A 13,589-nucleotide genomic window follows, 5' to 3' on the forward strand; every position below is an offset into this window, starting at 1 on the left:
CGCCCAGTCCACCCGGTGGACGGACCTGCGTCGAGTTCATTTCAGTGGTGGGGATCAGGTCTGTGCCATGTCCACAAAGCGGGAGTAGTGCCCCTGGAAGGCCACGGTGATCGTCGCGGTCGGGCCGTTTCGGTGCTTGCCGACGATGATGTCCGCCTCGCCCGCACGCGGTGACTCCTTCTCGTAGGCGTCCTCGCGGTGAAGCAGGATGACCATGTCGGCGTCCTGCTCGATGGAGCCGGACTCACGCAGGTCGGACACCATCGGCTTCTTGTCCGTGCGCTGCTCTGGACCACGGTTCAGCTGCGAGAGGGCGATCACCGGGACCTCCAGCTCCTTGGCCAGCAGCTTGAGGTTTCGGGACATGTCCGAGACCTCCTGCTGACGGCTCTCGGAGCGCTTGGACCCGGACTGCATCAGCTGCAGATAGTCGATGATCACGAGCTTGATGTCGTTGCGCTGCTTGAGCCGTCGGCACTTGGCGCGGATCTCCATCATCGACAGGTTCGGGGAGTCGTCGATGTAGAGCGGGGCGGCCGAGACGTCCGGCATCCGGCGGGCGAGCCGGGTCCAGTCCTCGTCGGTCATCGTGCCGGAGCGCATGTGGTGCAGGGCGACCCGGGCCTCGGCGGACAGCAGACGCATCGCGATCTCGTTGCGGCCCATTTCGAGGGAGAAGATGACGCTGGGCAGGTTGTTCTTGATCGACGCGGCCCGGGCGAAGTCCAGCGCGAGGGTGGACTTACCCATGGCCGGTCGGGCGGCGATGACGATCATCTGGCCCGGGTGCAGGCCGTTGGTGAGCGAGTCCAGGTCCGTGAAGCCGGTGGGCACACCGGTCATCTCCCCGGTGCGGGAGCCGATCGCCTCGATCTCGTCGAGGGCGCCCTCCATGATGTCGCCGAGCGGCAGATAGTCCTCGCTGGTCCGCTGCTCGGTGACCGCGTAGATCTCCGCCTGAGCGCTGTTGACGATCTCGTCGACGTCGCCGTCGGCCGCGTATCCCATCTGCGTGATGCGTGTCCCGGCCTCGACAAGACGGCGTAGCACGGCCCGTTCGTGAACGATCTCCGCGTAGTACTCGGCGTTCGCCGCCGTCGGCACCGTCTGGACGAGGGTGTGCAGATAGGAGGCCCCGCCGACCTTGTTGATCTCGCCGCGCTTGGTGAGCTCGGCGGCGATGGTGATGGGGTCGGCCGGCTCGCCCTTGGCATAGATGTCGAGGATCGCCTGGTAGATCGTCTCGTGTGCGGGCTTGTAGAAGTCGTGGCCCTTGAGGATCTCGACGACATCGGCGATGGCGTCCTTGGACAGCAGCATGCCGCCGAGCACGGACTGCTCGGCGTCGAGGTCCTGCGGGGGGACCCGCTCGAAGGTGGCACCTCCGCCGTCCCAGTCGCCGCTGTCCCGGCCGCGGTCGTGCCGGTCGTCCCGACCCCGGCCGCCCTCACCGCGTCCACGGGAGGCGGGCAGACGATCACTGGGACCGGCCTCGGCCCACGGATCGTCCAAGGGCTCGGAAATGCTCACCGAGTCACCTCCTCCCGTCCGCCCGGCGGACCTCGCCGTGGCCTCATTTCTACGGCACGGCACTGACAAACCAAGGCGCCCCATTCCGGTTCTGTGCACGTCGGTTTTGTGAGGTTTCCGAGGCCAAAAGGAGGAGCGAGCGCCGGACCACGGTAGGCCCGCGGGCACCGTCAGCCAATCTGGTTATCCACAGGCCATGTGGACGACGGCCCGTATGCTGTGGAGAACCCACCAAAACCTGTGCACGACGCGGTGGACAGCCCTGTGAACAAGCCCTCGATCTCTCTCCGCAATCGGCTCTGACCTGCAGCTTTCCCGTCCACCGGCTGTGCAGAAGAAAAACTTTCCCAGTCGGATCAAGATCGCTTCGAACGATACGCGAAAGCATGGCCCGCACAAGCTTCAGTAAGGGTCAGTATGTAATTGCATCTCTTACCTGTGGACGATTAGATTAGTGCCCATGTCACAGGCTCCCGCGATCCCCGAGGCCACCCGACGGCGGCACGACCGAGAGATCGTCGCACTGGCCGTCCCGGCCTTCGGCGCACTCGTCGCCGAGCCGCTTTTCGTCATGGCCGACAGCGCGATCGTCGGCCATCTCGGCACCGCGCAGCTCGCCGGTCTCGGCGTCGCCTCGGCGCTCCTCACCACCGCCGTGAGCGTCTTCGTCTTTCTCGCCTACGCCACCACGGCGGCCGTCGCCCGCAGGGTCGGAGCCGGCGATCTCCAGGCGGCCATCCGTCAGGGCATGGACGGTATCTGGCTGGCGCTGCTGCTCGGTGCCGGCGTCATCGCTGTCACCCTGCCCCTGGCCCCCGGCATCGCGGACATCTTCGGAGCCTCGGCCACCGCGGCGCCCTACGCGACGACCTACCTCAGGATCTCCTCACTGGGTATCCCGGCCATGCTGATGGTGCTCGCCGCCACCGGTGTCCTGCGTGGCCTCCAGGACACGCGAACCCCGTTGTACGTCGCCGCCGCGGGCTTCGTCGCCAACGCCGGGCTGAACGCCGGGCTCGTCTACGGCGCCGGACTGGGTATCGCAGGCTCTGCCTGGGGCACGGTCATCGCCCAGTGCGGGATGGCGGCCGTCTATCTGACCGTCGTCGTACGGGGAGCCCGCAGGCACGGAGCGTCCCTTCGCCCCGACGCCGCCGGGATACGGGCCTCGGCACAGGCCGGTGCGCCACTGCTCGTCCGGACGATCTCGCTGCGAGCCATCCTCATGATCGCCACGGCCGTGGCCGCCCGGCTGGGCGATGCCGACATCGCCGCCCACCAGATCGTGCTGTCGCTGTGGAGCCTGCTGGCGTTCGCCCTGGACGCGATAGCGATCGCCGGGCAGGCCATCATTGGCCGCTATCTCGGGTCGGGCGACACCGCCGGCGCCCGTGAGGCCTGCCGGCGCATGGTCCAGTGGGGCATCGCCACCGGGGTCGTCCTGGGCCTGCTGGTGGTGGCTGCCAGACCGCTCTTCCTGCCGCTGTTCACCAGCGATCCGACCGTGAAGGACATCGCACTGCCCGCGCTGCTCATCGTGGCGTTCTCCCAGCCGATCTCCGGCGTGGTCTTCGTCCTCGACGGCGTTCTGATGGGCGCGGGAGACGGGCCGTATCTCGCTGGGGCCATGGTCGTGACCCTCGCAGTCTTCACCCCGGTGGCGCTCCTGGTCCCCGCCTTCGGCGGCGGGCTCACAGCGCTCTGGGGAGCCATGACCCTGATGATGGCCACACGGATGCTGACCCTCTGGCTGCGTACCCGCTCGGGCCGCTGGATCGTGACCGGCGCAACGCGCTGACCGCCACCGTCCCCCGGCTGTTTCACGTGAAACGTGAAACACCGCGAGCCGCCACGTTTCACGTGAAACACCCGCCGCACCGCGTCGTCGGCAAACCAAAGGGGCCGCACCCTCACGGGTACGGCCCCTTTCAGCTACTGCTCAATCCGAGCGCAGCGTCAGGCCGCGACGACCTCGATGTTGACCTTGGCGGCAACCTCGGGGTGCAGACGCACGAACGTCTCGTGGGCGCCCAGCGTCTTGATCGGCGCGCCCAGCTCGATGCGGCGCTTGTCGACCTCGGGGCCACCGGAAGCCTTGATCGCCGAGGCGACGTCGGCCGGGGTGACGGAACCGAAGAGACGACCGGCGTCGCCGGAGCGGACGGCCAGACGGACCTTGACACCCTCGAGCTGGGCCTTCACGGAGTTGGCCTGCTCGATGGTCTGGATCTCGTGGATCTTGCGAGCACGACGGATCTGCTCGACGTCCTTCTCGCCACCCTTGGTCCAGCGGATAGCGAACTTCCGCGGGATCAGGTAGTTGCGAGCGTAGCCGTCCTTGACGTCGACGACGTCGCCGGCGGCACCGAGGCCAGAGACCTCGTGGGTGAGGATGATCTTCATGTGTCGGTCACCCTTCCCTTATCGCGCGGTGGACGTGTAGGGCAGCAGCGCCATCTCACGGCTGTTCTTGACGGCCGTGGCGACGTCACGCTGGTGCTGCGTGCAGTTGCCGGTCACGCGGCGGGCACGGATCTTGCCGCGGTCGGAAATGAACTTCCGCAGCATGTTCGTGTCCTTGTAGTCCACGTACTGGACCTTGTCCTTGCAGAACGCGCAGACCTTCTTCTTAGGCTTGCGCACAGGCGGCTTCGCCATGGTGTTTCTCCTGTGTGATCAAGAAGTGGGGATGCGAGCCCGTTGCCCTTAGAAGGGGGGCTCGTCCGAGTAGCCGCCGCCACCGCTGGTGCCGCCGGAGCCGCCGCCCCAACCGCCGCCACCCTGGTTGCCGCCGCCGGCGGGAGCGCCGGAGGCCCAGGGGTCGTCGTTGGGAGCGCCGCCCTGCTGACCGCCGCCGGAGCCGCCGCCCCAGCTGCCGCCACCCTGGCCGCCACTGCCGCTGAAACCACCCTGGCCACCGCGGCCGCCACCACCGGCGGTCTTGGTGACCTTGGCCGTGGCGTTCCGCAGGCTGGCGCCGACTTCCTCGACGTCCAGCTCGTAGACCGTGCGCTTGACACCCTCACGGTCCTCGTAGGACCGCTGCTTCAGCCGACCCTGCACGATGACGCGCATGCCTCGCTGGAGCGACTCGGCGACGTTCTCCGCCGCCTGACGCCAGACCGAGCAGGTCAGGAAGAGGCTTTCGCCGTCCTTCCACTCGTTCGTCTGGCGGTCGAAGGTGCGGGGAGTGGACGCGACGCGGAACTTCGCGACCGCCGCACCGGACGGGGTGAAGCGCAGCTCGGGGTCATCGACAAGATTGCCGACGACCGTGATGACGGTCTCGCCTGCCATGGGGGAACCTCTCGGCGGGTTTGCTGCTGGCTGCTTGCTGCTACTCGAAACCCGAGATCAGCTGAGCTGGGAGCTCAGTGGGTCTCGGGACGGAGGACCTTGGTCCGGAGGACCGACTCGTTCAGGTTCATCTGGCGGTCGAGCTCCTTCACGACCGCAGGCTCGGCCTGCAGGTCGATGACCGAGTAGATGCCCTCGGGCTTCTTCTTGATCTCGTACGAGAGACGACGACGGCCCCAGGTGTCGACCTTCTCCACCTTGCCGTTGCCCTCACGGACGACGGAGAGGAAGTTCTCGATCAGGGGGGCGACAGCGCGCTCCTCCAGATCGGGGTCGAGGATGACCATCACCTCGTAGTGACGCATGTGGAACCCACCTCCTTTGGACTCAGCGGCCACGGTCGTTCCGTGGCAGGAGGGTTGTGATGCGTGCGCAACGGTATCGGCCGCCACTGACATGCGGGGGGCTTCCCTCGGGATCCCCAGCCGCGGGTCTGGGCAGACACCGGTGCAGAGGGTACAGACTACCCGCACACCTGCTTCCGGTTGAAATCCGACCGCCGGGGCCCTCAATCTGTACGCATCGGGTGTGTACGGCGCTACGATGCGCCGCCTTCCGCAGGAGGTGCCCTATGGCACAGGCATTGCGACCCAACACCGCCGGCTCCCTGTTCGCCACCGACGGCAAGACCCATCCGCTCCAGGACTCCCTGATGGCCGTGACGCTGGCGCTCGGGCTGATCGCCTTCATCACGTCGTTCTTCCACAGCCTGCACCTGCTCAGCGCCTGGACCGGTCTGATCGGCATCTTCACCGGTCTGTTCGGGCAGTGGGTCTCGATCACCACGCGCGAGCGCTTCGGTCTGATCCTGGGTCTCGGTGCCGCGGGCATCGGCTTCTTCATCGGTATGGCGCACGGCGGCCTGTTCGGATAGGCCTCCGAACCCTTCCGTACCACCGCGCAACGCCCCGGCCGCACCGGAGCCGGGGCGTAGGTGGTGTACGCCCAGTCGGGCCGCGAGCGAGGCGCAGTAGGCTTCGGCGCGAGAGCCGGAGCCCCTGTACCCATGGGGACACACCAGCCCGAGGAGCGCCCCGACATGAGTCTGACCCTGAGGACCATCAGCCGCGAACAGCATCTGGCATACATCCAGAGCCTGCCGGCGGCTAGCCACATGCAGGTCCCGGCCTGGGCAGATGTCAAAGCGGAGTGGCGTTCGGAGAACCTCGGCTGGTTCGACGACCGCACCGGCGAGATGGTCGGCGCGGGCCTCGTGCTGTACCGCCAGCTGCCCAAGATCAAGCGCTACCTCGCGTACCTCCCCGAGGGCCCGGTCATCAATTGGTTCGCGCCGAATCTCGACGAGTGGATCCAGCCGATGCTGGCCCACCTCAAGCAGCAGGGCGCGTTCTCCGTGAAGATGGGCCCGCCGGTGATCATCCGGCGCTGGGAAGCCAACTCCATCAAGGCCGGCATCCAGAACCCGGACGTGAAGCGCCTGCGTGACATCGAGGCCGACTTCATCGAGCCGCGTGCCTTCGAGGTGGCCGACAAGCTGCGCCGGATGGGCTGGCAGCAGGGCGAGGACGGCGGCGCCGGCTTCGGTGACGTACAGCCGCGCTACGTCTACCAGGTACCGCTGGCGAACCGTTCCCTGGAAGAGGTCCACAAGAACTTCAACCAGCTGTGGCGGCGCAACATCAAGAAGGCCGAGAAGGCCGGCGTCGAGGTCGTCCAGGGCGGCTACCAGGACCTGGCGGAGTGGCAGCGGCTGTACGAGATCACGGCCGTGCGCGACCACTTCCGGCCGCGCCCGCTGTCGTACTTCCAGCGCATGTGGACGGCCCTCAACACCGAAGACCCCAACCGGATGCGGCTCTACTTCGCCCAGCACAACGGGGTGAACCTGTCCGCGGCGACCATGCTGATCGTCGGCGGGCACGTCTGGTACTCCTACGGCGCCTCCGACAACATCGGCCGCGAGGTGCGCCCGTCCAACGCCATGCAGTGGCGGATGCTGCGCGACGCCTACGCGCTCGGCGCCACCGTCTACGACCTTCGTGGCATCTCGGACTCGCTGGACGAGACGGATCACCTCTTCGGCCTCATCCAGTTCAAGGTGGGCACCGGCGGCCAGGCCGCCGAGTACCTCGGCGAATGGGACTTCCCGCTGAACAAGCTGCTCCACAAGGCGCTCGACATCTACATGTCGCGCCGCTGACGTCACGCTCCGTGCTTCTATAGCCCTGTCACACCCCAGCCATCCAGAAAGGTCCCAGGTCCGGCCATGGCGCTCACGCTCTACGTCGACACCGTGCGCTGGCGGGCGCACCACAAGCACGTGCAGGAGCAGTTCCCGGGCCTCGTCCCGGTCTGCAAGGGCAACGGCTACGGCTTCGGGCACGAACGCCTGGCGGAGGAGGCCACGCGTCTGGGCTCGGACGTCCTCGCCGTCGGTACGACGTACGAGGCCGCGCGCATCAAGGACTGGTTCGGCGGCGACCTGCTGGTGCTGACGCCGTACCGGCGCGGCGAGGAGCCCGTTCCGCTGCCCGACCGGGTCATCCGCTCGGTGTCGTCGATCGACGGCGTGTACGGCCTGGTGGGCGCGCGCGTGGTCATCGAGGTGATGTCCACGATGAAGCGGCACGGCATCAGCGAGCAGGACCTGCCGCAGCTGCACTCGGCCATAGAGAACGTCCGGCTGGAGGGCTTCGCCATCCACCTGCCGCTGGACCGCACCGACGGCTCGGACGCCGTCGAGGAGGTCATCGGCTGGATGGACCGGCTGCGCGCGGCCCGGCTGCCGCTGCACACGATGTTCGTCAGCCACCTCAAGGCCGACGAACTCGCCCGGCTGCAGCAGCAGTTCCCGCAGACCCGGTTCCGGGCCCGGATCGGCACCCGGCTGTGGCTGGGGGACCACGACGCCACCGAGTACCGCGGGGCGGTCCTGGACGTCACCCGCGTCGCCAAGGGCGACCGGTTCGGCTACCGGCAGCAGAAGGCGGCCTCGGACGGCTATCTGGTGGTCGTGGCGGGCGGCACGTCGCACGGGGTGGGCCTGGAGGCCCCGAAGGCCCTGCACGGCGTCATGCCGCGCGCCAAGGGCGTCGCACGGGCCGGCCTGGCCACGGTGAACCGGAACCTTTCGCCGTTCGTCTGGGGCGGCAAGCAGCGCTGGTTCGCGGAGCCGCCGCACATGCAGGTGTCGATCCTGTTCGTGCCGACCGACGCCCCGGAGCCGAAGGTGGGCGATGAGCTGGTGGCCCATCTGCGGCACACCACCACCCAGTTCGACCGCATCGTGGACCGCTGACAGGTTCTCAGAACGCCGGAAGGGCCGTACACGGGGTTCCGTGTACGGCCCTTCGCTTCGTCCTGGGCTGTTCGCTCGACCTGGGCTGTTCGCTCAGAGCGAACCGTCCTCGGAGGAGCGGCTTCCCCACTCCACCTGCGGCCCCTCGAACTGGGCGGCATGACGCGGGGGACGGGCGGCCGCGCCGAGCACGAAGACGTCCTCCGCGCCGTCCAGCACCCCGCCCGAAGGGTCGTCGTCACCGGAGCGCCGCACCACGTCCCGCTCGGGCAAGAGGATGTCGCGTACGACCATCGCGCAGAGGTAGAGCGTGCCGAGCAGGTGCACGGCGATGGCCCAGTGGTAGCCGTGGGTCGGCAGACCCTTGTGGGCGTCACCGCTGGTCGTGTACGCGAGGTACATCCAGATCCCCAGGAAGTACGCCACCTCGCACGCCTGCCAGATCAGGAAGTCCCGCCACTTGGGCCGAGCGAGCACGGCCAGCGGCACCAGCCACAGGACGTACTGCGGGGAGTAGACCTTGTTGGTGAGGATGAAGGCCGCCACCACCAGGAAGGCCAGCTGGGCAAAGCGCGGCCGGCGCGGAGCGGTGAGGGCCAGGGCGGCGATGCCCAGGAAGCAGAGCACCACCAGGACCATCGCCGCGTTGTTCACGAAGCCCGTGCTGGGCGGGGTGGTCGTGTTCTGCGCCCAGATCAGCCAGAAGGATCCGAAGTCGACGCCTCGTTCCTGGCTGAACGTGTAGAACTTCGACCAGCCGTCGAAGGCGAAGATCATCACCGGCAGGTTCACGACGAGCCAGGCGACGACGGCACCCCCTGCTGCGATGAAGAAGTCCCGCCATTTACCCGCGCGCCAGCACAGCAGAAACAGCGGCCCCAGCAGGAACACGGGATACAGCTTGGCGGCCGTAGCAAGCCCCAGGAGGACACCGAAGGCGAGGGGACGACTCCGGGACCACATCAGCATCGCCGCGGCCGTCAGAGCGACCGCCAGGAGGTCCCAGTTGATGGTGGCGGTCAGGGCGAAGGCGGGCGCCAGGGCGACCAGCAGGCCGTCCCAGGGACGTCGGCGGTGCGTACGGACCACGCACACCGCGATGACGGCGGCGCAGATCATCAGCATCCCGGCGTTGACGAACCAGTACACCTGCTCCTGGAGCTGGATGCTGCCGCTGCCCGGCGTGAGCCATGCGGCCACCTCCATGAACACACCGGTCAGCACCGGGTATTCGAGGTAGTCCATGTCGCCGGGGAGCTTGTCGAAGTACGGCACCAGACCGTCGGCGAAGCCCCGCCCCTGGTAGAGGTGCGGGATGTCCGAATAGCAGGCGTGGGTGTACTGGGAGCTCGCGCCGAAGAACCAGCCGCCGTTGTAGCACGGCGCCTTCTGTATCAGGCCCAGGGCGAACATGCCGATCGCCACGAGGACCACGACCCGTAGCGGCGTCCACCAGGACGTCCCGAGCAGCGCGCGCCGCCCGATGGGGCCACCGATCAGCTCACTACCGGCGGCGGCGACCGGGTCTTCCCTGGTCGGCCGTACCGGCTCCGGCTCGCGCACGCCCGCGGGCGTCGTCTCTGCACTGGGCATGGGGCCCATCCTGCCGTACCTCTCTAGGAATACGCCGAGGGCCGCCGCACCTCGTCGGATGCGGCGGCCCGTGTTTCACGTGAAACACACTTCGGCGGGCTAAATGGTCACCTACCGGTCAGACCTCGCGGCTAGCCGCCCGATCCGCCGAAGAGGTTCCCGTTCCCTCCGCCGTTGGCATTGCCTCTGGTACTGGTGTCTCCGGTCGACTCCGTAGCCGAAGGCGAGGACGTCGTACCCGAGGTGCTGCCGCCGGTGTTACCGCCGTCGGTCGAGCAGTTCCAAGCGAACCGGCAGGTCTCACTCGCGGTGGGCGAAGGCGAGGTGGCCGTCTCGCTCGGCGTGGCGCTCGGCGTCTCGCTGGGCGTCTCGCTCGGCGTGATGCTCGGGGACGGCGTCGGGGACGGGGCACCCGCCTCGTCTGCGATCTCACCGACCTTGGTGGCATCCGGGAAGCCCAGGTCGTTCTTGCCCTTCAGCGCGGACTCCATGTACTCGGTCCACACCGAGGTCGGGATATCACCACCATGGATGGACGCCACGCCGGCGGTGCCGTTCATGGAGAGCAGCTGGGCGTCCTTGGGGTTCTCACGGAACATCGCCACCGAGGTCGCCAGCTGCTGGGTGTAGCCGACGAACCAGGCCGACTTGTTGCTGTCGGTGGTACCGGTCTTGCCCGCCGCCGTACGGCCCAGGGCCTTGGCGTTGGTACCCGTACCGTTCTGGATGACGTTCTCCAGCGTGTCCGTGACGTTGTTCGCGATGTCCTCGGGCATCGCGCTGGTCACCTTCGGCTTGCTGAAGCCGCTCACGTCCCGCCCGTCCTGCTTGACCCCGGTCACCGAGTACGGGTCCGCGTGCTCGCCGGAGGCGGCGAAGGTCCCGTACGCGTCGGCCATGCGGATCGCGCTGGGGGTAGACGTACCGATGGCGAACGACGGGTTCAGGTCCTGCGACATGCTGTCGGGAAGGATTCCGGACGCCTGGGCCACGTCCCGGACCTTCGTCATACCGACGTCCACGCCGAGCTGCACGAACGGCGTGTTGATCGACTGCTCCATCGCCTTACGCAGGGTGATGTAGCCCCAGGCGTGGTCGCTCTCGTTCCTCTGACGGAAGATCGAGTTGTCCTTGTTCAGGAAGTACGTGCCATCCGGCTTCTGCACCTTCAGGTTGTCGTTGCCGTTGTACTTGCTCAGCGGCGAGACCCCCACGCCGTCGGTCTTGTACGTCCCGTACTGCATGGCCGCGGCCAGGACGAACGGCTTCCATGTCGAACCGACGGGGACACCGGAGGTGTCGGCGTTGTTGGTGAAGTGGTTGTTCTCGTAGCCGGCGCCGCCGTACAGGGCGACGATCGCGCCGTCCTTGGGCACCACCGACGCCGCACCGAACTGGACGTACTTGTCCTTCTCCCGGTTCTTCGGATCCAGACGCGCCTTCTGCACCTTCTCCACGGCCGCGCTCAGCGCGTTGACCTTATCCTTCTGGAAGGTCGTGTAGATCTGGAAGCCGCCCTGGTCGAACTGCGCCTCTGTGATCTTGGAGTGCGAGAGAACGTACTTCTTGGCCGTGTCGGCGAGGTAGCTGATCTGGCCGGTCATCCCCTTGGTCGCCTTGCGGCCCTGGGGCATCGGGTACTTCTTGACCGCTTCCTGGTACTCGGCGTCGGTGAGGTGCTGGTCCTTGTGCATCTCCTCGAGGATCCAGCCCCAGCGGTCGTGCGAGCGCTTGAGGTTGGCGTCCCTGGAGGCCGCGGGGTCGATGTCCGGGTTGCCCGCGGGGTCGTAATACGTCGCGCCCTTCAGCAGGGCCGCAAGGACCGCGCACTGGCTCGGCTTGAGCTCCCTCGCGTCCACGCCGTAGTAGGTCTGGGCGGCGGCCTGGATGCCGTACGCCCCACGGCCGAAGTACGAGGTGTTCAGGTAGCCCTGGAGGATCTCCGGCTTGGTGAACTTGGTGCCCACCTTGACGGAGATGAACATCTCCTTGAACTTACGGGTGATCGTCTGGTCCTGGCTGAGGTAGGTGTTCTTGACGAACTGCTGAGTGATCGTCGAACCACCCTGCGTCTCACCGCCCTGAGCCATGTTGACGAGGGCACGGGCGATGCCCTTGAAGTCGACGCCCGGGTCCGTGTAGAAGCTCTTGTTCTCCGCCGAGATCACGGCGTACTGCATCGCCTTGGGGATCTGGTCGATGGTGACGTTCTGCCGGTTGATGCCGGTGCCCGTCGCGACCATCTGCTTGCCGTCGGCCCAGTAGTAGACGTTGTTCTGGGACTTGGCCGCGGTGTTCTCGTTCGGGACGCCCACCATGGCGTAACCGACACCGACCAGCGCCACCAGGCTCCCGAAGAAGGTGATGCACAGGCCGGAGACGAGCTTCCAGGAGGGGACCCAGCGGCGCCAGCCGAACCTGTTCGCCCTGGGGTAGTCGATAATGCGCTTCTTGCCGGGCGCCGTCGACGCCCGGCCTCTGCCACGCCCCGGCCCGGCAGGACCACCCGGACCGCGACTTCCGTTGTCGGCCGTTCTGCGGCGGCCTCCGGTGTTTCTCTGCGCCGCCCGGCGTGCCTCGGCTCGGCCGCTGTAGGGGCGCTCTTCACCCCCCGAGTCCTGGGAGTCCGACCCGTAGGAACGGGACCCATAGGAGTCGGAAGGAGACCCGGTGGCGCCTCGCGGGGCCGCACGGCGGCCGGCGGACGGGTCGGACTGGCCGCGTCGGGCCGCGGCACGTCCGCCTCCCTGCGGCTGCGGCGGTTTGCGACGGTGCTCGCTCATCGAACGATTACTCCTCGGGCAGGCGCACCCGTGCGCGCCTGGAAACGGCGGCTGGTTTCCGGTCCCCCCGAAGTACGGATGTGGTCGGTCCTGCATTCACCCGTACGGCACCGGGGACAGGGACGCCCCTCAGGCGTCACTTGGTTCCCGGTGGTGTGCATGCCGCACAGACTACGCACCACCAAAACCCGCCGAGCCCCGAAGTTCACCCCAAATCAGGCAAGTTGCCTCCTACGAATCGGTGATGTGATCCCGTTCACCGTCGTTCCTCTTGTCGCACCGGGATCGCCGATCTATCGTCGGGATGTATCGAGCCGATACATCGGAGCGAGATAAGCGCGTCAGAGACGAGAGGGGGCGACCATGAGCCGACGGTCCGGCATCCTTGAGTTCGCCGTACTCGGCCTGCTCCGCGAATCCCCGATGCACGGCTATGAGCTGCGGAAACGGCTCAACACGTCACTGGGCGTCTTCCGGGCGTTCAGCTACGGGACGCTCTACCCCTGCCTCAAGACGCTGGTCGCCAACGGCTGGTTGATCGAGGAACCGGGAAACACCACCGAGGACGCCCTCGCCGCGCCGCTCGCCGGCCGCCGCGCGAAGATCGTCTACCGGTTGACGGCCGAAGGTAAGGAGCATTTCGAGGAGCTCCTTTCCCAGACCGGCCCCGACGCCTACGAGGACGAGCACTTCGCGGCACGGTTCGCCTTCTTCGGGCAGACCTCGCGCGACGTGCGAATGCGCGTGCTGGAGGGCCGGCGCAGCCGGCTTGAGGAGCGCCTGGAGAAGATGCGCGCCTCGCTGGTACGCACCAGGGAGCGCCTCGACGACTACACGCTTGAGCTCCAGCGCCACGGGATGGAGTCCGTGGAGCGCGAAGTGCGCTGGCTGAACGAGCTCATCGAGAGCGAGCGGGCCGGACGGGACCTGAAGGGTTCCGCTTCCGGAGAGTCCGCTCAGGAGAACACCACCAATGGAGCGCCGGGCGTCCTGCCCCGGTCCGGGGACATCCTCCGGCCGGATTCGCCCGACGACACCGCCACGTGAGACCCGTTCAGGGCCTCACT

The 13,589-nt window shown here is 67.4% G+C and carries 12 protein-coding genes; 5 read left to right on the plus strand and 7 right to left on the minus strand.

Features of this window, described 5'->3' with window-relative positions; genetic code table 11:
* Nucleotides 1-54: 54 nt before the first annotated feature.
* Nucleotides 55-1,530, minus strand: a complete 1,476-nt coding sequence (dnaB, locus tag ACWGJB_RS25040; protein ID WP_453382336.1) for a replicative DNA helicase — start codon at nt 1,528-1,530, stop codon at nt 55-57.
* 460 nt (nt 1,531-1,990) lie between these two features.
* Between dnaB and ACWGJB_RS25045 the strand changes: the two genes are divergently transcribed.
* Nucleotides 1,991-3,328 (plus strand): MATE family efflux transporter, encoded by a 1,338-nt coding sequence (locus ACWGJB_RS25045; RefSeq protein WP_453382337.1) that lies wholly within the window; start codon nt 1,991-1,993, stop codon nt 3,326-3,328.
* A 158-nt stretch (nt 3,329-3,486) separates the two neighbouring features.
* Here ACWGJB_RS25045 and rplI read toward each other — a convergent pair whose 3' ends face one another.
* The 4 genes from rplI to rpsF all read right to left on the minus strand — a co-directional run bounded on the left by rplI (nt 3,487) and on the right by rpsF (nt 5,192).
* The gene (gene rplI / locus ACWGJB_RS25050) at nt 3,487-3,933 is read right to left on the minus strand and encodes a 50S ribosomal protein L9 (protein WP_351695817.1); all 447 of its coding nucleotides are present in this window, start codon (nt 3,931-3,933) and stop codon (nt 3,487-3,489) included.
* Nucleotides 3,934-3,951: 18 nt separating this feature from the next.
* Complete coding sequence (rpsR, locus tag ACWGJB_RS25055; protein ID WP_006381652.1) at nt 3,952-4,188, minus strand: 30S ribosomal protein S18; 237 nt, start codon at nt 4,186-4,188, stop codon at nt 3,952-3,954.
* Between the two features lie 48 nt (nt 4,189-4,236).
* Complete coding sequence (locus ACWGJB_RS25060) at nt 4,237-4,827, minus strand: single-stranded DNA-binding protein (protein WP_453382338.1); 591 nt, start codon at nt 4,825-4,827, stop codon at nt 4,237-4,239.
* A 74-nt stretch (nt 4,828-4,901) separates the two neighbouring features.
* Entirely contained in the window at nt 4,902-5,192 is a 291-nt protein-coding gene (gene rpsF, locus ACWGJB_RS25065; RefSeq protein ID WP_005482942.1) for a 30S ribosomal protein S6, read from the minus strand.
* A gap of 266 nt (nt 5,193-5,458) precedes the next feature.
* On the opposite strand from rpsF, the gene ACWGJB_RS25070 reads away from it, so the two are divergent.
* The 3 genes from ACWGJB_RS25070 to ACWGJB_RS25080 all read left to right on the plus strand — a co-directional run bounded on the left by ACWGJB_RS25070 (nt 5,459) and on the right by ACWGJB_RS25080 (nt 8,146).
* A complete protein-coding gene (locus ACWGJB_RS25070; protein ID WP_382529054.1) occupies nt 5,459-5,761 on the plus strand; it encodes a hypothetical protein in 303 nt (100 codons plus the stop codon).
* Nucleotides 5,762-5,926: 165 nt separating this feature from the next.
* Nucleotides 5,927-7,048: a peptidoglycan bridge formation glycyltransferase FemX gene (femX, locus tag ACWGJB_RS25075; protein ID WP_360480837.1), complete on the plus strand. Its 1,122-nt coding sequence runs from the start codon at nt 5,927-5,929 to the stop codon at nt 7,046-7,048.
* A gap of 66 nt (nt 7,049-7,114) precedes the next feature.
* Nucleotides 7,115-8,146 (plus strand): alanine racemase, encoded by a 1,032-nt coding sequence (locus ACWGJB_RS25080; protein ID WP_453382339.1) that lies wholly within the window; start codon nt 7,115-7,117, stop codon nt 8,144-8,146.
* 93 nt (nt 8,147-8,239) lie between these two features.
* On the opposite strand, the gene ACWGJB_RS25085 is transcribed toward ACWGJB_RS25080, so the two are convergent.
* Entirely contained in the window at nt 8,240-9,739 is a 1,500-nt protein-coding gene (locus ACWGJB_RS25085) for a glycosyltransferase family 87 protein (RefSeq protein ID WP_453382340.1), read from the minus strand.
* A gap of 131 nt (nt 9,740-9,870) precedes the next feature.
* Nucleotides 9,871-12,522, minus strand: coding sequence for a transglycosylase domain-containing protein (locus tag ACWGJB_RS25090; RefSeq protein WP_453382341.1), 2,652 nt, complete (start codon nt 12,520-12,522; stop codon nt 9,871-9,873).
* A gap of 363 nt (nt 12,523-12,885) precedes the next feature.
* Between ACWGJB_RS25090 and ACWGJB_RS25095 the strand changes: the two genes are divergently transcribed.
* On the plus strand, nt 12,886-13,569 hold the full coding sequence (locus tag ACWGJB_RS25095; RefSeq protein WP_453382342.1) for a PadR family transcriptional regulator: 684 nt from the start codon (nt 12,886-12,888) through the stop codon (nt 13,567-13,569).
* The last annotated feature ends 20 nt before the right edge of the window (nt 13,570-13,589 follow it).

Source organism: Streptomyces sp. NPDC054813, from assembly GCF_053611365.1.

Coding starts and splice junctions, on each gene's coding strand:
- ACWGJB_RS25080 (WP_453382339.1), top strand. CDS start 7,115: ATGGCGCTCACGCTCTACGTCGACACCGTGCGCTGGCGGGCGCACCAC.
- ACWGJB_RS25060 (WP_453382338.1), bottom strand. CDS start 4,827: ATGGCAGGCGAGACCGTCATCACGGTCGTCGGCAATCTTGTCGATGAC.
- rpsF (WP_005482942.1), bottom strand. CDS start 5,192: ATGCGTCACTACGAGGTGATGGTCATCCTCGACCCCGATCTGGAGGAG.
- ACWGJB_RS25095 (WP_453382342.1), top strand. CDS start 12,886: ATGAGCCGACGGTCCGGCATCCTTGAGTTCGCCGTACTCGGCCTGCTC.
- ACWGJB_RS25045 (WP_453382337.1), top strand. CDS start 1,991: ATGTCACAGGCTCCCGCGATCCCCGAGGCCACCCGACGGCGGCACGAC.
- rplI (WP_351695817.1), bottom strand. CDS start 3,933: ATGAAGATCATCCTCACCCACGAGGTCTCTGGCCTCGGTGCCGCCGGC.
- ACWGJB_RS25070 (WP_382529054.1), top strand. CDS start 5,459: ATGGCACAGGCATTGCGACCCAACACCGCCGGCTCCCTGTTCGCCACC.
- rpsR (WP_006381652.1), bottom strand. CDS start 4,188: ATGGCGAAGCCGCCTGTGCGCAAGCCTAAGAAGAAGGTCTGCGCGTTC.
- ACWGJB_RS25085 (WP_453382340.1), bottom strand. CDS start 9,739: ATGCCCAGTGCAGAGACGACGCCCGCGGGCGTGCGCGAGCCGGAGCCG.
- ACWGJB_RS25090 (WP_453382341.1), bottom strand. CDS start 12,522: ATGAGCGAGCACCGTCGCAAACCGCCGCAGCCGCAGGGAGGCGGACGT.
- femX (WP_360480837.1), top strand. CDS start 5,927: ATGAGTCTGACCCTGAGGACCATCAGCCGCGAACAGCATCTGGCATAC.